Source organism: Brucella daejeonensis (genome assembly GCF_014199265.1).
GTDB classification, from domain to species: domain Bacteria; phylum Pseudomonadota; class Alphaproteobacteria; order Rhizobiales; family Rhizobiaceae; genus Brucella; species Brucella daejeonensis.
Window position 1 is genome coordinate 21,801 of sequence record NZ_JACIJG010000008.1, and the last position, 23,069, is coordinate 44,869.

Sequence of the window (23,069 nt, forward strand, 5' to 3'; positions counted from 1 at the left end):
GATCAGCCCGTTGAGAGCCTGTTCCAAAGTCGTCATGGGTGACTGCAAATGGCAGTTTTCGCACGCACATGCCGCTTTTGATTCAGGCCCTGAGTTCCTGTCCGAAACCGCCCGAGCTCGTTTGAAACCGTGATCCAGTCCGCTCTCTTTTTCATCCTTGGCGTTCTCGTGGCGGTTTTCGCCGTGGTTCTGCTTGGGCCGTCGGTCTGGCGTCGGGCTTTCTTTCTTGCGCGACGACAGGTTCAGGCGGAATTGCCGATCACGCTTGCCGAGATACGCGCCGACCGGGACGGACTTCGGGCGGAACATGCCGTCGCGGCGAGCCGTCTGGAGCAGCTTCTGAAGCTCGAACGTCATGAGGCGGCGGAACGACAAGTGGTTCTGGCCCGGCAACATGAAGAGCTGAAACGGATTCCGCTTCTCGAAGAAGGTCTCGCTCATGCGCAGACACAGATGGCGGAGCACGAAAAAGCCGTGAAGGAAGCCGGGACCGTGCGCGATACTGCTCTTGAAGAAGCCGGTATCCTGAAGGCCGAACTGGAGCGGATGCAGAGCCATTACAGCGCGCTTGAAGGGCTTGCCGATACGTTGCGTATAGAGATAAGTGGGAACGAGGCTGAATACAGCCGCCTGATAAACGAGATGACCGAAATGCGCCGTGACCGCAAGGAAGCCACTGCCCGCTACAACAAGCTCTCGACAGAACTGACGACAGCGCAAACGGAGCTGAAAAGCGAAAAGCGCCGGAATGGTGAGTTGCAGCAGAAGCTTGAAAAGCTGATTTCCGATTTATCCGATGCGCAGGAAAAACTGGAGCGTCGCGGTCGCAACGGCGCGGAGCCATCCGAAAGCGCCGATCTGGCGGAGATCAACAGGGAAAATGCGGTACTCCGCGAGGAAATGGCGCGTCTTGCCGCCCGCATGGTTGCGGCAACGGCTGAAAAGGAAGGGCCGGGATCGCCCATCCATAAGATCCTGGAGGCTGAAGACGTTCTCCATAAGGGGAAAAAGCCGCGCCGGAAAAGCCTGGCGCGACGTGTCCGCGATCTGCAATAGAGCGGTTCCTGTTTTCACCGCATTTGCGGCCGGATGCCGGCCTATTCGTTTCCGAAGACATCCGACCAGTCGGGATGGCGCATGGACTGCGCATGCATGAAGCTGCAGCGCGGAATGATCTTCCATCCGTTGCGGCGTGCATCCATGACCGCGTTCTTCGCGAGAGCCTGCGCGATGCCCTTGCCGCGCATCGCGTCGGGAACAAAAGTGTGATCGATGGAGACGAGCGAAGGCCCGAGCTTCGTATAGGTCATTTCGGCTTCGCTGCCGTCGAGCAGGGCGGAGTAGCGTCCGCCGTCCGAACTGTCTTCCTTGCGAATAGCGATATTTCCGCTCATGCCATCCTCCTGATGAAATTGTTTTCCAGTTCATATTATCGGGAAGAATTGTGCAAACAAAAACCGGCCCGAGGGCCGGTTTTCCGTTTGTTGAGCCGATGGCTGTCATTGCAGCGGCTCCCGGCATAGAAGGTTTTAATGCCGATATTGTTGAATTCTGGTGGTCCTGAGGCCGGCGAGACCATGCTCATCGATTGAGGATTGCCAGGAAAGGAATTCCTCCACCGTCAACGTGTAACGCTGGCATGCCTCCTCAAGACTCAGAAGCCCGCCGCGTACAGCGGCAACGACTTCGGCCTTGCGGCGGATGACCCAGCGCCTCGTATTGGCGGGGGGGAGGTCCGCGATGGTCAGCGGGCTGCCATCAGGACCAATAACATATTTTATACGCGGTCTTACCAGATCGGTCATTGTACTCTCTACACAACACTCAAGGACCTAATCGTGTAGGAGACTAGCGCGACAGCTTTAAAATTTACCTAAGCTGCCGGTAACGCTCTGGTAAGACTTGGAAAAATATTCACCTATGCCGGATTTCGGGCAATCTTGCGGCACACTGCGGGAAAACTTCACGGGGAAGTGCGCGCGACCCGCGGCAATCCTGACAATGATTGTTAGCTTACCCTTGGCAAATTGCCGCAGTTTGGCCTATATAGGGCGCAGAAACCTAAATTCTGAGAAGCAGGGCATATGCCCGGAAGCTGGATCAATCATGAGCCTGAACAGCCTCGATCTGCCGGGAAAGCCGGAAGACACGCGCGTTGTCGTCGCCATGTCGGGCGGCGTCGATTCATCTGTTGTGGCCGGGATTCTCAAACGTGAAGGTTACGATGTCGTCGGCGTTACGCTTCAGCTTTACGATCATGGCGCGGCGGTTCACCGCGCCGGGTCCTGCTGCGCGGGACAGGATATCGAAGATGCCCGCCGCGTTTCGGAAAGCCTTGGCATTCCCCATTACGTCCTCGATTACGAAGCCCGTTTTCGCGAGGCGGTGATCGATCCTTTCGCCAATTCCTATGTGAGCGGCGAGACGCCGATCCCTTGCGTCGCCTGCAACCAGACCGTCAAATTCGCCGATCTTCTCCAGACCGCGCGCGATCTGGGCGCTGATGCGCTTGCCACGGGGCATTATATCCGCAGTCGTGCCAATGGCGCGCATCGGGCACTTTATCGCCCCGTCGATGCCGACCGCGACCAGAGCTATTTCCTTTTTGCGACCACGCAGGAGCAGATCGATTATCTGCGTTTCCCGCTGGGGCATCTGCCGAAGGCACAGGTGCGCGAGATCGCCGAGGAAATGGGGCTGACGGTTGCCAAGAAGCAGGATAGTCAGGACATCTGCTTCGTGCCGCAGGGCAAATATTCCGATATTATCTCGCGCCTCAAGCCGGAAGCCGCCAATCCGGGCGATATCGTCCATATCGACGGACGCACGCTTGGACGCCACGACGGCATCGTTCATTATACGGTCGGTCAGCGGCGCGGTATCGGTGTCGCCACCGGCGAGCCGCTTTATGTGGTGCATCTTGATGCCGCCAACGCCCGGGTGATCGTGGGGCCGCGTGAGGCGCTTGAAACGCACAAGGTGTTCCTGCGCGATATCAACTGGCTGGGCGACGGTCCGATCGGCGGTCTGCCGGAAGGCGGGATGGAAGTTTTCGCCAAGGTGCGCTCCACGCGTCCGCCGCGTCCGGCGGTGCTGCATCATGCCGACGGCCAGACCTGGGTCGAACTGGTTGACGGCGAAAGCGGTATCGCGCCAGGTCAGGCCTGCGTGCTCTATTCCGATGAAAGCAACACGGCGCGTGTTTTCGGCGGCGGCTTCATCGGCCGGTCCGAACGGGAACCGAAGGCGGAAGAAATGCTTCGCCGCCTCGTTGCCGGCACGACAAGCGCTTCGGCGGCCTGACCCGCTCTCGCTGCGGTCTGTTTCCTGGAAGAGAGACGCCGCGTTGAAAACAAGAACCCCGGCTCGAAGCCGGGGTTTCTCTTTTGGTGGGTTCGCGCAAGCCCTTCAGGAAAATTTGCTGAAATGCGACAGTGCAATCCCCGAGGCGGTCGCGACGTTCAGGCTGTCGAATTCCGTCGACATGGGAATGCGGGCCGCCTGCAGCTTTTCGAGCAGGCGGGGCGGCAGTCCTTCCCCTTCCGTGCCGAGGAGGAGAGCCTGACGATCATGCCTGTCCGCGCGATAGATGCTGAGGTCGGACGACGGGCTGAGCGCGAGCAGATTGAACCCGGCGTCCCCGATCGCGCCGATGATCTCATCGATAGTGCCGCCGCGAAAGTAGGGGACCTTGAGCGTCGCGCCCACGGAAACGCGAGTGGCTTTGCGATAGAGCGGGTCGCAGCAGGTCTCGTCCATAAGCACGCAGTCGGCTTCAAACGCCGCCGCATTGCGAAAGATTGAACCGACATTGTCGTGATTGGAAATGCCGCATAGCACGACGATGAGCGATTTTGCCGGCAATCCATTCAGCATGGACCGCAAATCCGGTTGCGGTTTGCGGTGACCGACGGCCAGAATGCCGCGATGAACATGAAAACCCGCAACCGCATCCATGACCGTTTGCGGAACGGAATAGACGGGTACGCCATCGGGTAATTGCCGCAATTGCCCGGCAAGGCCGGCGAGGCGGTTTTCCAGCACGAGCAGGGACCGGGTCTCAAAACGTGCGGAAGAGGAAAGCAGGACGTTGAGGACGACTTTGCCTTCAGCGATGAAACTCTGCTGACGGCCAACGAGATCTTTCTCCCGTATGTCGCGATAAGGCGCCAGACGTCCGTCGTCGGGATCGTCGATCCTCAAGACACAGCCGTGCGAACAGGTTTTTTCCTTCATCGCACGGCTATATCCTCATGTGCTATGATGCGTGGGCGACTGCCGCCAGATTATGACGACGTGGAGTCGGACTCATATACAGACTCGAAAGCGTCGACAACATCAGTTCGATATGCGGTGAAGAGACCATGTAATATATGGTCTGTGCGTCGCGACGGGTCGATACGAGGTCAAGAGCCCGTAACTTCGCCAGATGCTGAGACAAGGCGGATTGGCTGAGGTCGATCGCTTTGGCGAGCGCGCCTACAGACATTTCATTGTGAAGCAACTTACATAATATCTGCAATCTCTTGTTATTGGCGAGAGCCGAAAGAAAATCGGCTGCCTGATCTACATTTTCCATCAAATCAATAAAAGTAACTTCGTTGCTCATTTGCCGTCATACCCCCGTAAGACTGGACAAAGTTAAAAATAAACATGCGTATTTCTATAGGCATGCAGATATAAATTAATACTATCTGTCGGGTTTGAAAAGCCCTTGCTTATATTCGTTGCAGGGCAAAATTATGCAGTTTTGTCCCAAAAAAAGAGCCGATTTGTTTCAAGGGGCTTTATTTTCCCATTTGGTCAATGTTTTAACCATCAAACTTGGGGAATCGAACGCGGACGAAAAACCATGCCGCAATACGGTATCGCCCAGGGCGATATCCATGCCGTCCGGGTCCAATCCTATCACCTTCCCACGGTCATTGACACTCGCAACTTTCAAGAGCGTTTGCAGGATGCGAGGGACCGTATCCCGGTCCTTCCGGTTCAAGGCGTCAATGGCTTCCTGCTCGCCATCCGCAAACCTTTCACTGGCGTCTTTCGCGCAGAGCAGGTCCTCACGGCGCAGGTTGAACGCCTTGCCGAAGCCGCCATTCAGGCTTGCGCTTTCGACCTTGAGGCGGAAGAAGGAGAAATCTCCCAGATCGACGTAAAGAGACCCTTTGGGATTGTGGTTCAGGTAACGCCGGCGAATGCGTGCATAGTCGGGCGCTGTGGGGGCGACCTTTTCGGCTTCGCAATGGATCGTGATCCGGGGGTGGGCGAGGGGGTCGCCTTTGCCCGGTTCCCCCAGAAGCAGGGACGAGGCCGGATGCGCCAGCAGGCCCGGCGTGTGCGCGGCCAGACCGGAAACAAGGATCAGCGGCGTCCCGTCAATGTCGGTTGCGACCGCGACGCGGCTGGCCAGCGGTCTTCCCGTTGCGGGGTCCAGCACCGCAATCGCGCCATGGCGCGCGGTTCGCAGCAGGCCCTTGGCAAGCCCGATGGCTTCGGGCGTCGTCGGGCGGATAGGGTTGCCGGTTTGTGTCATGGCTCCTGCCTCAAAGGTGAGTGTATTTATCCGGTTAATAGCCTGCATTTTGACGCCGGGCCAGAACCAGGCTGCCCTTTTCGATTCAAACACTGAAACCGGTTCGCTTACAGGACGGAAGTCATCGTGTTTCGGCACCATTGCAGGTTGTGTTCCCGTTGCCGGGGAATCAGCTGAAACGGGTAAAAACCCTGTGCGAATATTATTATAATTTAAATGGCTTTAGCGCAATTTTTCGAAAAGTCGGCAAATTTTGGAATAAAAATCCATCAGACGGAGCTTAAACCGGTTGAGAATGTGAACGCTTTCCTAAAATTGCGCTTGCAAAGTAGCGACCCACACGTTTCGATAGATGCAGGCTGCGGGCAATGGGGTGCGCGCGGCGTGTTTTTCCGTGGAGGCGGATAATAATGAAACTCTACCAGAAACTCCTGGCAGCGACTGCGCTCGTGGCTCTGATGAGCGGCGCTGCTTCGGCCAAAACTTTTGTGTACTGCTCGCCGGCATCGCCGGAAGGCTTCGATCCGGCAGCTTATACGGGCGGTGACACGTTCGATGCGTCGGCGCATCCGGTTTACAACCGTCTTGCGGAATTCGAAAACGGCACGACCAAGGTCGTACCGGGTCTGGCCGAGAGCTGGGACGTGTCCGACGACGGTCTGGAATATACGTTCCATCTGCGCAAGGGCGTGAAGTTCCATTCGAACGATCGCTTTACGCCGACCCGCGATTTCAATGCGGACGATGTGATCTTCTCCTTCGATCGCATGAGCAACAAGGAAAATCCCTGGCACGAATATACCGCAGGCATCACCTACGAGTATTTCGACAGCATGGAAATGGGCACGCTGATCAAGGAAATCGTCAAGGTTGACGACTACACGGTCAAGTTCGTGCTCAACCGTCCTGAAGCGCCGTTCCTTGCCAATATCTCGATGCCTTTCGCGTCGATCATCTCCAAGGAATATACGGACAAGCTCGCTGCCGAAGGCAAGAAGGAAGACCTGAACCAGTACCCGGTCGGTACCGGTCCGTTCGTCTTCGTCGCCTATCAGAAGGACGCTGTCGTTCGCTACAAGGCCAATGAAAACTACTGGGGCGCCAAGCCGAAGATCGACGATCTGGTCTTCGCGATCACGACCGATCCGGCCGTGCGCGCGCAGAAGCTCAAGGCTGGCGAGTGCCATCTGATGTCCTATCCGGCTCCGGCCGACATCAAGGGCCTGCAGGCCGATTCCAACCTCAAGGTCGACGAACAGGCTGGCCTCAATGTTGCTTATTTCGCGTACAACACGCTGAAGGCACCGTATGACAAGCCGGAAGTCCGCAAGGCGCTCAATCAGGCTGTCAACAAGCAGGCCATCATCGACGCCGTGTTCCAGGGGCAGGGTCAGGTTGCCAAGAACCCGATCCCGCCGACGATGTGGGGCTATAACGACAAGGTCGAGGACGACAAGTACGATCCGGAAGCCGCCAAGAAGGCTCTCGAAGCGGCTGGCGTCAAGGATCTGAAGATGAAGCTGTGGGCGATGCCCGTCAGCCGTCCTTACATGCCGAATGCACGCCGTACGGCTGAACTCATGCAGTCCGACCTGGCCAAGGTTGGCGTCAGCGCCGAAATCGTTTCGATGGAATGGGGTGAATACCTCAAGAAGTCGTCCGACAAGGAACGTGACGGTGCCGTGATTCTCGGCTGGACCGGTGACAACGGCGATCCGGACAACTTCATGGGCACGCTTCTCGGCTGCGCTGGCGTCGGTTCGAACAACCGCGCCCAGTGGTGCTACAAGCCGTTCGAAGACCTGATCCAGAAGGCCAAGGTTTCGACCAGCCAGGAAGAACGCACGAAGCTTTATGAAGAAGCCCAGGTGATCTTCAAGGAACAGGCCCCCTGGAATACGCTTGCTCACTCGACGGTCTTCGTGCCGATGTCGGCCAAGGTTACGGGCTTCAAGCAGAGCCCGCTCGGCGACTATCGCTTCGAAGATGTCGATATTGCCGAGTAATATCTGACAACATGAGTGTGGTGGATTTGAGGTTCCTGTCCTTTGCGTGACATGCGCGTTCGGGGATCTCAAATTCGTAAACCACACTCCATTCAACTGGTTGCTGGTTTTGTTTTGAAACCGAAATTCGTCCATGGCCTCACTCCAGAGGGCATACGAATTTCGGTTTCGCCAAATCGGTGGCCGGGTGTAGGGTGAAGCCCTGCACCCGGTCGGAGTTTTTGTATGCTTCGCTTCATATTCAACAAGCTCGTCTATCTGGTCCCGACCTTCATAGGCATCACCATCGTGGCTTTCGCCTTCGTCCGGGTCCTGCCCGGCGATCCCGTGCTGCTAATGGCCGGCGAACGCGGCGTCAGCCCGGAACGTCACGCCGAACTCATGGCGCAACTCGGATTCGATCGTCCGATCTGGCAGCAATATCTCCAATATGTCTGGAACCTGCTGCACGGCGATTTCGGCCAGTCCCTCGTCACCAAGAAGCCTGTTCTCGCCGAATTCTTCACCCTGTTTCCCGCGACCATCGAATTGTCGGTCTGCGCGATCATTCTGGCTGTTTTCCTCGGCATTCCGGCGGGCGTCATCGCCGCAGTCAAGCGCGGGTCGTGGTTCGACCAGGGGCTGATGGGCGTGGCTCTCGTCGGCTATTCGATGCCGATCTTCTGGTGGGCGCTGCTGCTCATCATCTTCTTCTCCGGCGTCCTGCAATGGGCCCCGGTCTCGGGCCGCATTTCGCTGCTCTATTATTTCCCTTCCGTAACCGGCTTCATGCTGATCGACAGCCTTATGTCCGATCAGAAGGGCGCGTTCATTTCGGCGCTTTCGCATCTCATCCTGCCAAGCATCGTGCTCGCGACCATTCCGCTTGCCGTCATTGCGCGCCAGACCCGTTCGGCAATGCTGGAAGTGCTGGGCGAGGACTATGTGCGCACCGCGCGCGCCAAGGGCCTGCCCGCCCGCCGCGTCATCGGACTGCACGCGCTGCGCAACGCCATGATCCCGGTCATCACCACCATCGGCCTGCAGGTCGGCGTGATGATGGCGGGCGCGATCCTGACGGAAACCATTTTCTCGTGGCCGGGAATTGGCAAATGGATGCTCGATTCCATTTTCCGCCGCGACTATCCGGTCGTGCAGAGCGGACTGTTGATCATCGCCTTCATCATCATGCTGGTGAATCTGGTGGTCGATCTGCTGTATGGCCTCATCAATCCGCGTATCCGGCACAAGTGAGGGTACTATGACAGACTCAGCTATTCAGCCGGAAGCCGCAAGCGACATCGGAAAAATCCGCGCGCTCAAGGATTTCTGGTTTTATTTCAGCGTCAATCGTGGCGCTGTCGTCGGCCTGGTGGTTTTCCTGGCTCTCGTCCTTGTCGCCATTCTGGCGCCGGTTCTGGCGCCGCACGATCCGGCGGAACAGTTCCGCGAGTTCCTGCTCGCGCCTCCCTTCTGGGAAGACGGCGGCTCGACCCGCTTTCTGCTCGGAACCGATGCGGTCGGTCGCGATATCCTGTCCCGCATGATCTACGGCTCGCAATATTCGCTGCTCGTCGGTTTCGTGATCGTGATCATCTCGATGTGCCTTGGCATCACGATCGGTCTTGTCACCGGCTATTTCGGTGGCGGCGTCGATACGGTCTTCATGCGCATCATGGACGTCATCCTTGCCTTCCCGTCGCTGTTGCTGGCACTGGTCCTGGTGGCGATCCTCGGCCCCGGCCTCATCAATGCCGTGCTTGCGATCACGCTGGTTCTTCTGCCGCACTTTTCGCGTCTGACCCGTGCCGCCGTGATGGCGGAAAAGGAACGCGAATATGTGACGGCGGCCAAGCTTGCAGGCGCAAGCAAACTGCGCCTGATGTTCAAGACCATTTTGCCAAACTGCCTTGCGCCGTTGGTGGTGCAGGCCACGATGTCGTTCTCCAACGCCATTCTCGATGTGGCGGCACTGGGCTTCCTCGGCATGGGCGCGCAGCCGCCAACGCCGGAATGGGGCACGATGCTGGCAGAAGCGCGTGAATTCATCATGCGCGCCTGGTGGGTCGTCACCTTCCCCGGCCTGGCAATCCTGATCACTGTTCTCGCCATCAACCTGATTGGCGATGGTCTGCGCGATGCGCTTGATCCGAAGCTTAAACGGAGCTGACCGATGGCGCTTCTAGAAATCAAGAATCTTTCGGTTTCCTTTGAAACATCCGTCGGCCCGTTCAAGGCTGTCGATGGTATCGATATTACGGTCGACAAGGGCGAAGTCCTCGCCATTGTCGGTGAATCCGGCTCCGGCAAGTCGGTCGGCATGTTGGCTGTCATGGGGCTCCTGCCCAAGACCGCGACCGTGACCGCCGACAGGATGGTGTTCGACGGCAAGGATCTGCGGACCATCTCCGACCGGGAGCGCCGCCAGATCATCGGCCGCGATATTTCGATGATCTTTCAGGAGCCGATCGCCAGCCTCAATCCGTGCTTCACGGTTGGCTATCAGCTTGAGGAAGTGCTCAAGCGTCATATGGGGCTCGGGGGGTCGGCAGCGCGCGCGCGTGCGGTGGAACTGCTCGAACTCGTCGGCATCCACGATGCGGGCGAGCGCCTGAAAAGCTTCCCGCATCAGATGTCGGGCGGCCAGTGCCAGCGCGTCATGATCGCGATGGCGATCGCCTGCAATCCGAAGCTGCTCATCGCTGACGAGCCGACGACCGCGCTCGACGTGACGATCCAGAAGCAGATCCTCGATCTCCTGATGCAGCTTCAGGTCGAACATGGCATGGGCCTGATCATGATCACCCATGACATGGGCGTCGTTGCGGAAACCGCGGACCGCGTGATCGTGCAGTACAAGGGACACAAGATGGAAGATGCCGACGTGCTGTCGCTGTTTTCCGCGCCCAGGCATCCCTATACGCGCGCGCTGCTTTCGGCCCTGCCGGAAAACGCGACGGGCGACCGCCTGCCGACGGTGTCCGACTTCGTTTTTGAGAATAACAGTGCGGCGGGAGATGCCCGATGAGCGAGATCGTTCTCGAAGCGCGCGATATCAAGCGCGACTATCATGTGGGCGGCGGACTGTTCGGCCAGGGAAAGGTGGTTCATGCCGTCAAGGGCGTGAGCTTCAAGCTGGAGAAAGGCAAGACGCTCGCCATCGTTGGCGAATCGGGTTGCGGCAAGTCTACGCTAGCCCGCATTCTCACCATGATCGATCCGCAAACGTCGGGTGACCTGATGGTGGGCGGCAAGGGCGTCAATATTGCCCGTGACGGCCTGACGGCGGAAATGCGCCAGAAGGTGCAGATCGTGTTCCAGAATCCCTATGGTTCGCTCAATCCGCGCCAGAAGATCGGTGATGTTCTGGCTGAACCGCTATTGCTCAACACCAAGATGTCGGCTGAAGAGCGTCGCGACAAGGCCATGCAGATGCTGTTGAAGGTCGGCCTTGGTCGCGAACACTTCAACCGTTATCCGCATATGTTCTCCGGCGGCCAGCGCCAGCGTATCGCCATTGCGCGCGCGCTGATGCTCAATCCGAAGCTGCTGATCCTCGACGAGCCGGTTTCGGCGCTCGATCTTTCGGTGCAGGCGCAGGTTCTGAACCTTCTGGCCGATCTTCAGGAGGAATTCGGGCTGACCTATGTCTTCATCAGCCATGACCTTTCGGTGGTGCGTTATATCGCCGACGAGGTGATGGTGATGTATTTCGGTGAGGTCGTCGAATACGGTTCGCGTGACGACGTGTTCAACAATCCGCAGCACGATTATACCAAGAAGCTTTTCGCAGCGACGCCGCGCGCCGATGTGGATGCTATCCGCGCGCGCGTGGAAGCGCGTGCCGCTGCAAGACAGGCTGCACATAGCTGATCCTGTCTATATGCGATCAAGCAACAAAAGCCGCACATGAAAATGTGCGGCTTTTGTTTTTGGTGGTGAACTCTAATTTCGGAGTTTTTGTTTAGCTCTGTGTGCCGCGCTGCTGATGCCAGGCGAGGGCGCGGACAATATCGTCGGAGGCGATCTTGCCGATAATCGCGCCGTTCTCGATGATGCCGACATCGCCGCTGCTGTCGGCGACGGCTCCCATCAGGTCGCGCACCAGCGTTTCGCGGCTGGCTGTCGCCGCGAAGGGACGGGGGGCCGCATTGCGGTCGAAGGGAACCATGATGTCGCCCGCCCGAAGAACGCCGAGCGGGTTCATATGGGCCACGAAATCGGCGACATAATCGTCGGCGGGGCGAAGCAGGATTTCCTGCGGCGTGCCGCATTGCACGATGCGCCCGCCCTCCATGATGGCGATGCGATTGCCGATTTTCATCGCTTCGTCGAGATCGTGACTGACGAAGACGATGGTCTTTTTCAGGCGCGACTGGAAGGCAAGCAGTTCATCCTGCAACCGCGTACGGATCAGCGGATCGAGCGCGGAGAAGGGTTCGTCCATCAACAGGATGGGCGCGCCGGTGGCAAAGGCGCGGGCAAGCCCGACGCGCTGCTGCATACCGCCGGAAAGTTCGCCCACCTTGCGTTTGGCCCAGTCTTGCAGGCCGACCAGTTCAAGCTGTTCGCGCGCCTTGGCGAGACGCTCTTCCCTGCTCATGCCTGAAATTTCCAGGCCGAAGCCGACATTATCCTCGACGGTGCGCCATGGCAGGAGACCGAATTGCTGGAACACCATGGAGACGAGTTCCGTGCGCAGATGGCGAAGCGCGGCCCGGTCGGCCTTTTCGACATCGATGGTCCGGTCCCCGTCACGCACGAGGACACGCCCGCGCGAGATCGGATTGAGTCGGTTGATGGCCCGCAGCAGGGTGGATTTGCCCGAACCGGACAGTCCCATCAGAACCAGGATTTCCCCTTCCTCGATGTCGAGCGTGCAATTGTGCACGCCCAGAACGAGGTCGGTTTCCGCCTGAATCTGAGAGCGGGTTGCGCCGCGATCGGCCAGCGCAAGGGCGTTGCCGACGTCATTGCCGAAAATGATGCAGACATCTTCGAGAGCGATGATGGTCATCCGCTTCCTCCTATTTCTCGCGACTATTTTCGTGATTGGCGCGGAAGATGCGGTCGAGCACGATGGCGACCACGACAATGACGAGCCCTGCCTCGAAGCCGAGGGCGGTGTTGACCGAGTTCAGCGCGCGTACGACCGGTACCCCGAGGCCATCCGCACCGACGAGCGCGGCGATCACCACCATCGACAGCGACAGCATGATGGTCTGGGTGAGACCGGCCAGAATCTGCGGCATGGCATAGGGCAGTTCGATTTTCCACAGGAGCTGCGAGCGCGACGCGCCGAAGGCTTCGCCGGCCTCGATCAGCGAGGAAGGCGTGGACGATATGCCGAGATGTGTCAGGCGTATCGGGGCGGGCAGGACGAAGATCGCGGTGGCAAGCAGGCCGGGCACCATGCCGATGCCGAAGAAGACGATGGCCGGGATCAGGTAGACGAAGGTCGGCAATGTCTGCATCAGGTCGAGGACGGGACGCATGGCGGCATAAAGCGTGGGGCGGTGGGCGGCTGCAATGCCGAGCGGAACACCGATGGCCATGCAGACAAAACAGGCCGAAAGCACGAGCGTCAGCGTTTCCAGCGTGCGGTCCCAGTAACCCTGATTGATGATGAACAGGAACCCCGCCACGGTCAGAATGACGACCAGGATGCGGCGCTGGATGAACCATGCGGCGAGCGCGAAAATGGCTATGAGCAGCAGGGGGTGCGGGAGCTTGAGAAGAAAAAGCAGGCCGTCGATGAGGCTCTGCATGACGGCGGCCAAAGCATCAAAAAAGCCGCCCATATTGTTCGTCAGCCAGTCCACCACGGCTTTGGCGGTCGGTCCGACAGGAATTTTATAGTCCGTCAGCCAGTTCAACGATCAAGTCTCCTGCTGCGTGCTAGGGTCTAAACTCAATTAGGTTTCGGGCGCGGCGTCCCTTCGGGATATGGCGGAAATTCTCCATCTTGGTGTCGCGAAACCTCGATGGAGGGACACTCCACCTTCGGTTTCGCTCCTAAAGCTGAAGGATTTCCGCTCATACCGCGCTCCAAATCCTAATTGCGTTTAGCCCCCAGAGCATTTCCAGCAAAATTGCGAAGCGGTTTTGCGTAGGATAATGCGTAAAACAAAGGGATAGGGTGGGGGTATCCACGGGTCGCTGGCTGCGGTTTTCCGCAGCCCGCTTTGTCGCAAATCAGAGGCCGAGAGCGGTCTTGACGGCTGGCAGGCCTTCCTTGCCGTCGACGGTGGTGACGCCTGCAAGCCACTGGTCGAGAGCGCCCGGATTGGCTTTCAGCCAGTTGGTTGCGGCTTTCGAAGGCTCTTCACCGTCATCGAGAATCTTGCCCATGATCTCGTTTTCGATGTCGAGCCTGAATTCCAGATTTGTGAGGAACTTGCCGACATTCGGGCATTCCTGCGTATAACCGGTGCGGACATTGGTCTCGACCTTGGCGCCGCCGAGATTGGGGCCGAAGAAATCGTCGCCGCCGGTCAGATAGGCGATTTCAAAGCGCTTGTTCATGGGGTGGGGTTCCCATGCGAGGAAGACGACCGGCTCCTTGCTCTTGATGTTGCGCGCGACCTGCGCAAGCATTCCCTGTTCGGAGGATTCCGCCAGTTGGAAGGATTTGAGGCCGAAGGCATCCTTGCCGATCATGTCGAGGATCAGGCGGTTGCCGTCATTGCCCGGCTCGATGCCGTAAATCTTGCCGCCGAGCTTGTCCTTGAACTTGGCTATGTCCTTGAAATCCTTCAGGCCTTCGTCATAGGCATATTTCGGCACGGCCAGCGTATATTTCGCGCCGGTCAGGTTGGTGCGCAGCGTCTCGACGGTCTTGTCATCGAGGTAGGGCTGAAGGTCGGCGGTCATGGACGGGTTCCAGTAGCCGAGGAAGACGTCGATATCCTTCTTGCTGAGCGACGCATAGGTTACCGGAACGGAGAGAACCTTGATATCGGTCTTGTATCCGAGGCCCTTGAGGATTTCGGTGGCGACCGCCGTGGTGGAGGTGATGTCGGTCCAGCCCACATCGGAAAAACGGACGGTCGAGCAGCTTTCGGGTTCTGCGGCGAGCCCGCTTGTCGGGGCGGCGAACATTGCCGTTCCCGTGGCAAGCCCACCCAGGGCAAGCGTCAGCATATAGGTTGATACGGGTTTCATCATTCTCTCCATTTACCGGGCCGTTTTGACGGATTGATTGTTTTTCCGGTTCCAGCTTTAGCAAACACCAAAGATTTCGCCATTCAAGTACCATAGCGGCGAAAATATTCTTGATTGCGACGTTGGTTGCAGTTTCCGGCGGAAAACCGTTCCGCACCTGTCCTGAAACCGCCTGTCACTCACCATTTTCCGGAACCGTCGACCGAGGGGAAACGGGCAGGATTGCCGCGCATTTGGCCGAAGCGGGGTGGCGCCATGTTAAGGATCGAGGCTCCGGTTTCAACCCTGTCAGCGGAAAATGACCGATAAAATCAGTTGGATGCCCGTTCTGGTGGTTTCATTCCGACATTTGCATCCCTCTGATACAGGTGCCGAGCAAATGTCGGAATCGAACGACCACTAGTAAATTTATGCATCTGGTGGAGTTTTCGAATTTGACGTTTGAAACAGCATCTCATTCAGTCGGGATTCAAACGTCAAATTCAATCCACTAGCTTGTCGAAAAGACAGCCACCCTCTATTTGAGGGGAAAGGGTTTCCGACCCATCCATGGCCGGCGGCAAAAGGAAGGACAGTGAAAGTGTTGAATGCAGTGCGGGGCTTTTTCTCCTTTCTCGGTCGTTTCATTGCGGCGCTTGCCCGCCTGATCGCCATTCCGCTGGGCGCCTTGTGGCGACTTTTCCTCCGGCTCGGAATCTTGTGGAAAGCAGTGGTCGCGGTCGTCGTGGTCGTGCTTGGCGGTCTCTACCTCTATTTCATCTGGCAGACTCAGGTCTGGGCAAATTTCGATCCCGACTATCCGGCTAAATACAGTTATCAGGATGCGGCGACGCCCGGCGAAGAGAAGAAGGCGGAGGCAGCGGAGGAGGCCATTGGGGGCGCCGATGCGCAGGCCGCGCCGGAAAACCAGCCGGTTCAGGCCGCTCAGGCACCGTCTGCGGCACGCAAATGCTCGCCCTCGGCCATTGCGGAAGTCGCAGCCGACCTCACCGATTTCAACGTCAACCAGAATGCATGGATTTCCTCCATGCTGCTTTACAAGCTCGGTTTCTTCGGCCTAGACTGGGATCGTACGCCATTCCTCGATAACAAGGCGTCGTTCCAGCGCGGCATCAATGCCGCCGTGCGCCGCACGGCAATCGAACTGGTCGATAATATCGGGCGCTTGCGCGGCACGTCGCAGATCGATGCCGATTTGCAGAAAGCGCGCGGCAATCTCCAGTTTGCGGAAGATGCCTGGTATTTCGGCCTCAGCCCCTTCGGGCCCAAGACGCCGACCCCAAGCTACTACCGATCGGCGATCAAGGATTTGCGCGCGTTCAACGGGCGGCTTGAAAACTGTCAGGCGACCTTCGATGCCCGCGCCGATAATCTGATCCAGTTCGTTGACCGCATTGCAAGCGATCTGGGCTCCACCTCCGCGATCCTGAAGGACCGCGCCGAAAATTATCATGCGGGCTGGTTCGATACGCGCGCCGACGACCGCTTCTGGTTCGCCTATGGCCAGCTTTACGCCTATTATGGTCTGCTGCGCTCGGCACATTCCGATTTCCGGGGCGTTCTTGCCGAAAAGCACCTCGACGGTGTCTGGGACGAGATGGAAAAGCAGATGCGGGCCGCGCTCGACATGCAGCCCCTGATCGTCTCCAACGGCAGCCCGGATGCCTGGTTCACCCCGTCACACCTGACCACCATGGGCTTCTACATCTTGCGTGTCCGCTCCAATCTGGTCGATGTGAAGCAGGTCCTGGAGCGCTGATCGGCAATGGAACTGCCAGCTTTATTGCGACAGGCGGTGGATGCCGCGCTTGAGGGCGTGGCGCTGGCCGATCTCAAACGCGCATCCGAAATGCTGTCCCGTCGCTACCGCGCGGAAACGCGGGACGGGCGGATGCATATATCCGACGATCTGGCGGCAAGGGCCTATCTGGCGGCGCGGCTGCCCGCGACCTATGCCGCCGTTCGCACCAGTCTGGACAGCGCCGCTGCGATATGCCCCGATTTCACCCCGCAATCCATGCTCGATGTGGGGGCGGGACCGGGGACGGCGCTCTGGGCCGCGAAGCAATGCTGGCCGAAACTTCATTCCGCGACAATGATCGAGGCCAGTCCGGCGATACGCGCTGTCGGCAGCGAACTTGCGCAGCGAAGCGGAGTGGACGCTCTCGACTGGCGGGCGGGCGATGTCGTACGCGAGAAGATCGACTTCCCGCAAGCCGATCTCGTGACCCTCGCTTATGTTCTGGACGAGCTTGCTCCCGAGAACCGGCAGAAACTCATCGAGCGGCTGTGGGCGTCGGCGAGGCAGATGCTGGTGATCGTGGAGCCGGGCACACCGGCGGGCTGGCAGCGCATTGTCGATGCACGCCGGGCGCTGATCGCGCAGGGCGCCCATATTGCCGCACCTTGCGCTCACCAATTGGAATGCCCGCTGGCCGCGCCGGATTGGTGCCATTTTTCGCGCCGCGTTGCCCGGTCGCGCATTCATCGCATGACCAAGGTCGCGGATGTTCCGTGGGAAGACGAAAAATTCATCTATCTCGCCGCCGTCCGGGAGACGGCGGAAAGCGTGGAAGCACGCATAATTGCGCCGACGAGGGTTGGCGGCGGCAAGGTTTCGCTCAAGCTTTGCAGGCGGGATGGCGCGGCGGAAGAACGCATGACCACGAAACGGGACGGTGAATTCTTCCGCTGGGCGCGCCGCGCGGACTGGGGCGATGCCTTTCTATGAAGCCTGAAGGGCGGGGCTTACGGCGGGCCGGCTGATGATGAACACCATGGCGGCTGCCGCAATGCACATGGCTCCGGCAAGAATCAGCGCAGGCGTGTAGCTGTCGTAATCCGTGCGCACGAAGCCCGCGAAGGCGGCAGCGGCGGCTGCACCGATCTGGTGGCCGGTGAACACCCAGCCGAAAACCAGACCGGCCTTTTCAGGACCGAAGCGCTCTGCGGCCAGCTTTACCGTGGGCGGCACGGTCGCCACCCAGTCGAGACCGTAAAAGACGGCGAAGAGCGCCAGCTCATAGACGCTGAAGTCGGTGAAGGTGAGATAGATCAGCGACAGTCCGCGCAGGGCATAGAACCAGAACAGGAGCCAGCGATTGTCGAAGCGGTCGGAAAGCCAGCCGGACATGATCGTTCCAATGAGGTCGAAGGCGCCGATCACTGCGAGAATGCCCGCCGCGCCCACCGGGGCGATGCCGAAGTCGCCGCACAGCGTGATCCAGTGCGTCTGGATGAGGCCGTTGGTGGAAAAGCCGCAGACGAAGAAGGTGAGGAACAGCACCCAGAAGGTCGCGGTGCCGGATGCCTCGCGCAGCGTCACGAGCGGCGAGGCCAGCATGGCGCCGAAGCCCTTTTTGGGTTCGGGCGCGGGAAGTGGTGCGGTGCGGCCGAAGGGTTTCAGGCCGATATCTGCCGGATGGTCGCGCATCAGGACCAGAACCAGCACCAGCGCCGCAATGAGAAAGCAGATGACGACGGCAAGCGCGGTGCGCCAGCCGATGGTCTGGCTTACACTGGCAAGGATGGGCATGAAGATGAGCTGGCCGGTGGCGTTGCTGGCCGTCATGAGCCCGACGACCAGGCCACGCCGCTTTTCGAACCAGCGTGCGGCGACGGTCGCACCGAGTACAAGCGCGGTCATGCCCGTGCCGAGGCCGATGACGACGCCCCATAATCCCACCATCTGCCATTCCTCGGTCATGAAAATGGAGCCGATCAGCCCGAGAGAAATCATGACGAGGGCCGCCGTCACGACGCGGCGCAGGCCGAACTGGTTCATGAAGGCGGCGGCGAACGGTCCCATCAGGCCGAAGAGAACCAGTCGCAGCGCCATTGCGAAGGAAATATTGGCGTTGGTCCAGCCGAATTCGCGCTGGAGCGGCTCGATCAGGATCCCTGCCGAACCCATGGCACCCGCTGTCGCCAGCATGGTGAGAAAAGTGATTCCCGCGACGACCCATCCATAGTGGATGTTTCTTCGGGCGAGGAAACTGGCGAGGCGGGCAGAAATCATCTTCGGTGCTTTCCGGTTGGCTGGTTTCCAGCAGTCCGTTGTTCGATGGTGAAGCCGCCCGCCGGGTAGCGGGAAATCGGCTTCAGTTCATTGTTTTCAGTCAATAGATGCGTCGATCCGAGAAACCGGCGCATCCGGGTCAAGCAGGGCGGTCAGTCGAGAGAGCGGAGCAGGGCCTGCAACTGCCCGACGCCTTCGCTGCCGAGGCGAGCCTCGATTTCGTCCTGCGCCTTGTCCCAGAGGGGCGCGCCACGTTCGACCAGATCGTGCCCTTCCGCGGTCAGGGTTACGCTCGTTTCGCGATGGTCGTCGCTTTGCGCGGGCGCAAGCAGGCCCATGCGCTGCAAAACCCTGGCATTGCGCCCCATCGTCGACCGATCCAGTTCGGACAGGCGGGCCAGTTCGGTCAGCGAAATGGAGCCTGCGCGGCGAACCTTTCGCAATATGCTGAACTGTCCGACATTGATGCCAAGCGGAGCCAGCGCCTCGTCATAGACAGTTGAGGTTTTGCGGGCTGCCTGACGCAGAAGAATACAGAAACACGGACTGGTCATGTTGCGGGTATATACCCCTATTCAATCTATGACAATATCCCCCGGACCCCAAAAGGCCATTGCTGTCACGCTACTGACAGCGGCTTTTGGAACAGCCTCTTATACCGAAATACAGGCGGTTTCCTTTACCTCTTCCATCACGGCGTAGGTATGGGATTCGCGGACGCCGGGGAGGGAAAGCAGCGCTTCCGAAAGGAAGCGGCGATAATGGTCCATGTCGGAGACGCGGGCCTTGACGAGGTAATCGAAGCCGCCCGCCACCATGTGACATTCCAGAATGTCGGGATTGCTGCGCGTGAAGGTCGAGAAGGTTTCGAAGACTTCCGGCGTGGTGCGGTCCAGCTTGATCTCGATGAAGACGAGCATGGCGCGGTCGAGCATCTTGGGCGAAAGCCGCGCCGAATAGCCCATGATATAGCCTTCGCGTGTCAGGCGCTTGACGCGTTCGGCGGTTGCCGTCTGCGACAGTTTTATGCGATCGGCAAGTTCGGTATTGGTAAGGCGTCCATTTTCCTGAAGCGCGCGCAAAATGCTCCTGTCCACCGCATCGAGACTTTTCATTTCATTCCCCAATGGCCGTTTAATTTTGACGGCTCTGTTCTTGATTTATGGATATGTGATTAAGTTGCGTCGGAAATGAATCCGAAATTGGTTCCCGACGCAAGATGAAACTTGCCGTATTGTTCTGGTGTCTGCTCCAAAAGTCGCCGTGCCAGCTCGTAAACGGCAAATTTTTCCGCGCGGGGGGCCTCATAGGGTCAGTACATTCAAGCTCCGGTACTCGAAAATGGCCATTTTCGCCACGGCCTGACGCCTTTCGATTCAGTCACTTGCGAAGTTTTCCAAATATTCCGCTGAATCGCGTTTGAATAAAAGGATATACTTAAATATAAATCACAGGTTGCATAGTATATGCAACCTATGCTATCGGTGTATTGCATATTGAAAATCATACCGCACCAATCAATTTAGTGTTGGGGTATGGGGCGCTCAAGCTTGAAGGATATATTGTTCCTTCCTGCTTGTTGATCCCAGTTTGAAGGAAATCCGGGCAGCTCCGGACTGTCCGGATTTTCATCGATGCGAAGGCGAACGGGGTTCGAGCAAATTTTGCCCCGGTGAGCAATCGAACCATTCATTCGGGCTTTTTCATTCCGGCGTGTCGAAAGATCGTCCGGGCGGCGCAGCTTGCCTTTATCCAGCGGTCGGTTCGGCCTTCGGCATGTGCCGGGGCGTCCGGGTTGGCCGGGTGGCCGGTTGTCTTTGTCGGGGAGGGCGGCTGTCGTCTGTATCGCGTGCGGTTGCGGGATGTGCTCCGGCGGGGTTCGATTCTCCGGCTGCTTTTTCGGGTTGCAAGGGAGCACGTTCGAGGCTAACAGTAGCTCCATGAACATTTCGCGCAACATCGTTATGAACGGTTGGTGGTGGGCCCGCTAAAGCGGCCACGCAGGCGTTTGTGCATTTGCGTTCAGAAAACAGGCCGCTGGGATTATCCGGGCGGCCTTTTTGTTTGGCTGTCCGGCCGGTGTTCAGGGAACCGTGTTCTGGAAGTGTTCGGAAACAAGCAAGATTTGGGATAGCCGATCATGAATGCGAAGATTGCGGATAGCGAGATATTTCAGCACGAGACGGCAGGCGGCATCGTCGTCGAGCGCGTGCGCCACCTCACGGCCTACAAGGGCGCCATCGAATCCTACATCGATGCGCTGAACGAAAGGCGCGGTGCGGTGTTCTCGTCCAATTATGAATATCCGGGGCGCTATACGCGATGGGACACGGCCATCGTCGATCCGCCTGTCGCGATCACTTCCCGCGCCCGCACGATGCGCATAGAGGCGTTGAATGCGCGTGGCGTCATCCTGCTTCGGCCCATTCTCGAAACGGTTGCGGCGCTTGCCGAAGTGACGGTGGACAATGCGACCGAAACCCGCATCGACCTGACCATCGCCGAGCCGAGCGGTACCTTCACGGAAGAAGAACGCTCGCGTATGCCGTCCGTCTTCACGGTGCTGCGCGCCATTGTCGGGCTGTTCTTCTCGGAAGAGGATTCCAATCTCGGCCTTTACGGCGCCTTCGGCTACGATCTGGCCTTCCAGTTCGATCCGATCCAGTACAAGCTGAAGCGCCCTGACGATCAGCGCGATCTCGTCCTGTTCATTCCCGACGAAATCTTCGTTGCCGATCACTATGCGGCGCGCGCCTGGGTCGATCGCTATGAATTCACCTGCGGCGGCTCCTCCACGCATGGGCTGGCGCGCGCGACGCCCGTGCAGGCCTTCAAGCCTTCCGAGCGCGACTTGCCGCGCGGCGATCACAATCCGGGCGAATATGCGAAACTGGTCGAACGCGCCAAGGAAAGCTTCCGGCGGGGCGATCTGTTCGAGGTGGTGCCGGGCCAGACATTTTATGAGCGCTGCCACACCGCGCCTTCTGAAATCTTCCGTCGTCTGAAGACGATCAATCCGTCGCCCTATTCCTTCTTCATCAATCTGGGCGACAACGAATATCTGGTCGGCGCTTCGCCGGAAATGTTCGTGCGCGTCAATGGTCGTCGCATCGAAACCTGCCCGATTTCCGGCACGATCAAGCGCGGCGAGGATGCGATTTCGGACTCCGATCAGATCCTGAAGCTGTTGAATTCCAAGAAGGACGAATCCGAGCTGACCATGTGTTCGGATGTGGATCGCAACGACAAGAGCCGGGTTTGCGAGCCGGGTTCGGTGCGTGTCATCGGTCGTCGCCAGATCGAGATGTATTCGCGCCTGATCCATACGGTCGATCATATCGAGGGCCGTCTGCGCGACGGCATGGACGCTTTCGACGGTTTCCTCAGTCATGCATGGGCCGTAACTGTGACCGGCGCGCCGAAATTATGGGCGATGCGCTTCCTTGAGGAAAACGAGCGCAGCCCGCGCGCATGGTATGGCGGGGCCATCGGCATGATGCATTTCAACGGCGACATGAATACCGGCCTGACGCTGCGCACTATCCGCGTCAAGGACGGCGTCGCGGAAATCCGCGCCGGTGCGACGCTTCTGTTCGATTCCAACCCGGAAGAAGAAGAGGCGGAAACCGAGCTGAAGGCCTCGGCGATGATCTCGGCTGTGCGCGAGGCGCAGAAGAGCAATCAGGTGGCTGAAGAGCGTGTTTCGGCCAAGGTGGGCGAGGGGGTTTCGATCCTGCTCGTCGATCACGAAGATTCCTTCGTGCATACGCTCGCCAATTATTTCCGCCAGACGGGAGCGAGCGTTGCGACCGTGCGTTCGCCGGTGACCGAGGATGTGTTCGACCGCGTCAATCCCGATCTCGTGGTGCTGTCGCCCGGACCGGGCTCACCGCAGGATTTCGATTGCAAGGCGACCATCGACAAGGCGCGCAAGCGGGAACTGCCGATTTTCGGCGTCTGCCTCGGTCTTCAGGCGCTGGCGGAAGCTTATGGCGGCACGTTGCGCCAGTTGCGCATTCCCATGCACGGCAAGCCGTCGCGCATTCGCGTGTCGAAGCCTGAACGCATTTTCTCCGGCCTGCCGAAGGAAGTGACAGTCGGGCGCTATCACTCGATCTTCGCCGATCCTGAACGCCTGCCGGACGATTTTCTCGTGACCGCGGAAACCGAAGACGGTGTCATCATGGCTTTCGAGCACAAGAAGGAGCCGGTGGCCGCGGTTCAGTTCCACCCGGAATCGATCATGACGCTCGGTCACAATGCAGGGATGCGCATGATCGAGAATGTCGTGACCCATCTGGCAGGCAAGAACAGGAAGCGTCGTTCCAACTACTGATCGAATGCATTTCGTCCTGATTTGAAACCAGCC

At 58.7% G+C, this 23,069-nt stretch carries 21 protein-coding genes; 10 read left to right on the plus strand and 11 right to left on the minus strand.

Annotation, left to right across the window (positions count from 1 at the left end):
- The first annotated feature begins 153 nt into the window (after positions 1–153).
- Positions 154–1,056, plus strand: coding sequence for a coiled-coil domain-containing protein (locus FHS76_RS11705; protein WP_183652980.1), 903 nt, complete (start codon positions 154–156; stop codon positions 1,054–1,056).
- 41 nt (positions 1,057–1,097) lie between these two features.
- Here the strand turns inward: FHS76_RS11705 and FHS76_RS11710 are convergent, their stop codons facing one another.
- Together FHS76_RS11710 and sciP are read right to left on the minus strand one after the other, a co-directional pair.
- Positions 1,098–1,394 (minus strand): GNAT family N-acetyltransferase, encoded by a 297-nt coding sequence (locus tag FHS76_RS11710; protein WP_183652470.1) that lies wholly within the window; start codon positions 1,392–1,394, stop codon positions 1,098–1,100.
- Positions 1,395–1,529: 135 nt separating this feature from the next.
- Positions 1,530–1,805 carry a CtrA inhibitor SciP gene (sciP, locus tag FHS76_RS11715; RefSeq protein WP_002964694.1) on the minus strand — a complete coding sequence of 92 codons (276 nt, stop codon included), beginning with the start codon at positions 1,803–1,805 and terminating at the stop codon, positions 1,530–1,532.
- Between the two features lie 301 nt (positions 1,806–2,106).
- Between sciP and mnmA the strand changes: the two genes are divergently transcribed.
- Positions 2,107–3,303, plus strand: a complete 1,197-nt coding sequence (mnmA, locus tag FHS76_RS11720; protein WP_183652473.1) for a tRNA 2-thiouridine(34) synthase MnmA — start codon at positions 2,107–2,109, stop codon at positions 3,301–3,303.
- 105 nt (positions 3,304–3,408) lie between these two features.
- Here the strand turns inward: mnmA and FHS76_RS11725 are convergent, their stop codons facing one another.
- The 3 genes from FHS76_RS11725 to FHS76_RS11735 form a co-directional block, all read right to left on the minus strand.
- Positions 3,409–4,236: a TrmH family RNA methyltransferase gene (locus FHS76_RS11725; protein WP_183652476.1), complete on the minus strand. Its 828-nt coding sequence runs from the start codon at positions 4,234–4,236 to the stop codon at positions 3,409–3,411.
- A 22-nt stretch (positions 4,237–4,258) separates the two neighbouring features.
- On the minus strand, positions 4,259–4,609 hold the full coding sequence (locus tag FHS76_RS11730) for an ArsR/SmtB family transcription factor (RefSeq protein ID WP_183652479.1): 351 nt from the start codon (positions 4,607–4,609) through the stop codon (positions 4,259–4,261).
- A 168-nt stretch (positions 4,610–4,777) separates the two neighbouring features.
- On the minus strand, positions 4,778–5,533 hold the full coding sequence (locus FHS76_RS11735) for a HugZ family pyridoxamine 5'-phosphate oxidase (RefSeq protein ID WP_183652482.1): 756 nt from the start codon (positions 5,531–5,533) through the stop codon (positions 4,778–4,780).
- A gap of 410 nt (positions 5,534–5,943) precedes the next feature.
- On the opposite strand from FHS76_RS11735, the gene FHS76_RS11740 reads away from it, so the two are divergent.
- The 5 genes from FHS76_RS11740 (at position 5,944) to FHS76_RS11760 (ending at position 11,391) form a co-directional block, all read left to right on the plus strand.
- Positions 5,944–7,539 carry an ABC transporter substrate-binding protein gene (locus tag FHS76_RS11740; RefSeq protein WP_183652485.1) on the plus strand — a complete coding sequence of 532 codons (1,596 nt, stop codon included), beginning with the start codon at positions 5,944–5,946 and terminating at the stop codon, positions 7,537–7,539.
- Positions 7,540–7,764: 225 nt separating this feature from the next.
- Positions 7,765–8,772 carry an ABC transporter permease subunit gene (locus FHS76_RS11745; protein ID WP_183652488.1) on the plus strand — a complete coding sequence of 336 codons (1,008 nt, stop codon included), beginning with the start codon at positions 7,765–7,767 and terminating at the stop codon, positions 8,770–8,772.
- Between the two features lie 7 nt (positions 8,773–8,779).
- On the plus strand, positions 8,780–9,688 hold the full coding sequence (locus FHS76_RS11750; protein WP_183652491.1) for an ABC transporter permease subunit: 909 nt from the start codon (positions 8,780–8,782) through the stop codon (positions 9,686–9,688).
- Between the two features lie 3 nt (positions 9,689–9,691).
- A complete protein-coding gene (locus FHS76_RS11755) occupies positions 9,692–10,546 on the plus strand; it encodes an ABC transporter ATP-binding protein (RefSeq protein WP_183652493.1) in 855 nt (284 codons plus the stop codon).
- Positions 10,543–11,391, plus strand: coding sequence for a dipeptide ABC transporter ATP-binding protein (locus FHS76_RS11760; RefSeq protein ID WP_183652496.1), 849 nt, complete (start codon positions 10,543–10,545; stop codon positions 11,389–11,391). Before FHS76_RS11755 ends, FHS76_RS11760 begins: the two co-directional genes overlap by 4 nt.
- A 91-nt stretch (positions 11,392–11,482) precedes the next feature.
- On the opposite strand, the gene choV is transcribed toward FHS76_RS11760, so the two are convergent.
- The 3 genes from choV to FHS76_RS11775 form a co-directional block, all read right to left on the minus strand.
- Positions 11,483–12,535: a choline ABC transporter ATP-binding protein gene (gene choV, locus FHS76_RS11765; RefSeq protein ID WP_183652499.1), complete on the minus strand. Its 1,053-nt coding sequence runs from the start codon at positions 12,533–12,535 to the stop codon at positions 11,483–11,485.
- 10 nt (positions 12,536–12,545) lie between these two features.
- Positions 12,546–13,394 carry a choline ABC transporter permease subunit gene (choW, locus tag FHS76_RS11770; RefSeq protein ID WP_183652502.1) on the minus strand — a complete coding sequence of 283 codons (849 nt, stop codon included), beginning with the start codon at positions 13,392–13,394 and terminating at the stop codon, positions 12,546–12,548.
- Between the two features lie 319 nt (positions 13,395–13,713).
- A complete protein-coding gene (locus FHS76_RS11775; RefSeq protein ID WP_183652505.1) occupies positions 13,714–14,682 on the minus strand; it encodes a choline ABC transporter substrate-binding protein in 969 nt (322 codons plus the stop codon).
- Positions 14,683–15,256: 574 nt separating this feature from the next.
- Here FHS76_RS11775 and FHS76_RS11780 point away from each other — a divergent pair.
- Both FHS76_RS11780 and FHS76_RS11785 read left to right on the plus strand, forming a co-directional pair.
- The gene (locus FHS76_RS11780) at positions 15,257–16,441 is read left to right on the plus strand and encodes a DUF2333 family protein (RefSeq protein WP_183652508.1); all 1,185 of its coding nucleotides are present in this window, start codon (positions 15,257–15,259) and stop codon (positions 16,439–16,441) included.
- Between the two features lie 6 nt (positions 16,442–16,447).
- A complete protein-coding gene (locus tag FHS76_RS11785) occupies positions 16,448–17,413 on the plus strand; it encodes a small ribosomal subunit Rsm22 family protein (RefSeq protein WP_183652511.1) in 966 nt (321 codons plus the stop codon).
- On the opposite strand, the gene FHS76_RS11790 is transcribed toward FHS76_RS11785, so the two are convergent.
- From FHS76_RS11790 to FHS76_RS11800, 3 genes are all read right to left on the minus strand, one after another.
- Positions 17,408–18,700 carry an MFS transporter gene (locus FHS76_RS11790; protein WP_183652513.1) on the minus strand — a complete coding sequence of 431 codons (1,293 nt, stop codon included), beginning with the start codon at positions 18,698–18,700 and terminating at the stop codon, positions 17,408–17,410. The genes FHS76_RS11785 and FHS76_RS11790 overlap by 6 nt on opposite strands.
- Before the next feature lie 152 nt (positions 18,701–18,852).
- Entirely contained in the window at positions 18,853–19,254 is a 402-nt protein-coding gene (locus FHS76_RS11795; protein ID WP_183652516.1) for a MarR family winged helix-turn-helix transcriptional regulator, read from the minus strand.
- Positions 19,255–19,353: 99 nt separating this feature from the next.
- Positions 19,354–19,815 (minus strand): Lrp/AsnC ligand binding domain-containing protein, encoded by a 462-nt coding sequence (locus FHS76_RS11800; protein ID WP_183652519.1) that lies wholly within the window; start codon positions 19,813–19,815, stop codon positions 19,354–19,356.
- A gap of 1,025 nt (positions 19,816–20,840) precedes the next feature.
- Here FHS76_RS11800 and FHS76_RS11805 point away from each other — a divergent pair.
- Complete coding sequence (locus FHS76_RS11805; protein ID WP_183652522.1) at positions 20,841–23,036, plus strand: anthranilate synthase component I; 2,196 nt, start codon at positions 20,841–20,843, stop codon at positions 23,034–23,036.
- Positions 23,037–23,069 lie beyond the last annotated feature (33 nt).

Bases quoted from the DNA above. Each gene is read 5' to 3' on its own strand.
- FHS76_RS11710 (WP_183652470.1), bottom strand. From the start codon at position 1,394: ATGAGCGGAAATATCGCTATTCGCAAGGAAGACAGTTCGGACGGCGGA.
- choV (WP_183652499.1), bottom strand. From the start codon at position 12,535: ATGACCATCATCGCTCTCGAAGATGTCTGCATCATTTTCGGCAATGAC.
- FHS76_RS11745 (WP_183652488.1), top strand. From the start codon at position 7,765: ATGCTTCGCTTCATATTCAACAAGCTCGTCTATCTGGTCCCGACCTTC.
- FHS76_RS11755 (WP_183652493.1), top strand. From the start codon at position 9,692: ATGGCGCTTCTAGAAATCAAGAATCTTTCGGTTTCCTTTGAAACATCC.
- FHS76_RS11760 (WP_183652496.1), top strand. From the start codon at position 10,543: ATGAGCGAGATCGTTCTCGAAGCGCGCGATATCAAGCGCGACTATCAT.
- FHS76_RS11785 (WP_183652511.1), top strand. From the start codon at position 16,448: ATGGAACTGCCAGCTTTATTGCGACAGGCGGTGGATGCCGCGCTTGAG.
- FHS76_RS11740 (WP_183652485.1), top strand. From the start codon at position 5,944: ATGAAACTCTACCAGAAACTCCTGGCAGCGACTGCGCTCGTGGCTCTG.
- FHS76_RS11805 (WP_183652522.1), top strand. From the start codon at position 20,841: ATGAATGCGAAGATTGCGGATAGCGAGATATTTCAGCACGAGACGGCA.
- FHS76_RS11795 (WP_183652516.1), bottom strand. From the start codon at position 19,254: ATGACCAGTCCGTGTTTCTGTATTCTTCTGCGTCAGGCAGCCCGCAAA.
- FHS76_RS11735 (WP_183652482.1), bottom strand. From the start codon at position 5,533: ATGACACAAACCGGCAACCCTATCCGCCCGACGACGCCCGAAGCCATC.
- FHS76_RS11750 (WP_183652491.1), top strand. From the start codon at position 8,780: ATGACAGACTCAGCTATTCAGCCGGAAGCCGCAAGCGACATCGGAAAA.
- FHS76_RS11790 (WP_183652513.1), bottom strand. From the start codon at position 18,700: ATGATTTCTGCCCGCCTCGCCAGTTTCCTCGCCCGAAGAAACATCCAC.
- FHS76_RS11800 (WP_183652519.1), bottom strand. From the start codon at position 19,815: ATGAAAAGTCTCGATGCGGTGGACAGGAGCATTTTGCGCGCGCTTCAG.
- FHS76_RS11730 (WP_183652479.1), bottom strand. From the start codon at position 4,609: ATGAGCAACGAAGTTACTTTTATTGATTTGATGGAAAATGTAGATCAG.
- FHS76_RS11775 (WP_183652505.1), bottom strand. From the start codon at position 14,682: ATGAAACCCGTATCAACCTATATGCTGACGCTTGCCCTGGGTGGGCTT.
- sciP (WP_002964694.1), bottom strand. From the start codon at position 1,805: ATGACCGATCTGGTAAGACCGCGTATAAAATATGTTATTGGTCCTGAT.
- mnmA (WP_183652473.1), top strand. From the start codon at position 2,107: ATGAGCCTGAACAGCCTCGATCTGCCGGGAAAGCCGGAAGACACGCGC.
- FHS76_RS11725 (WP_183652476.1), bottom strand. From the start codon at position 4,236: ATGAAGGAAAAAACCTGTTCGCACGGCTGTGTCTTGAGGATCGACGAT.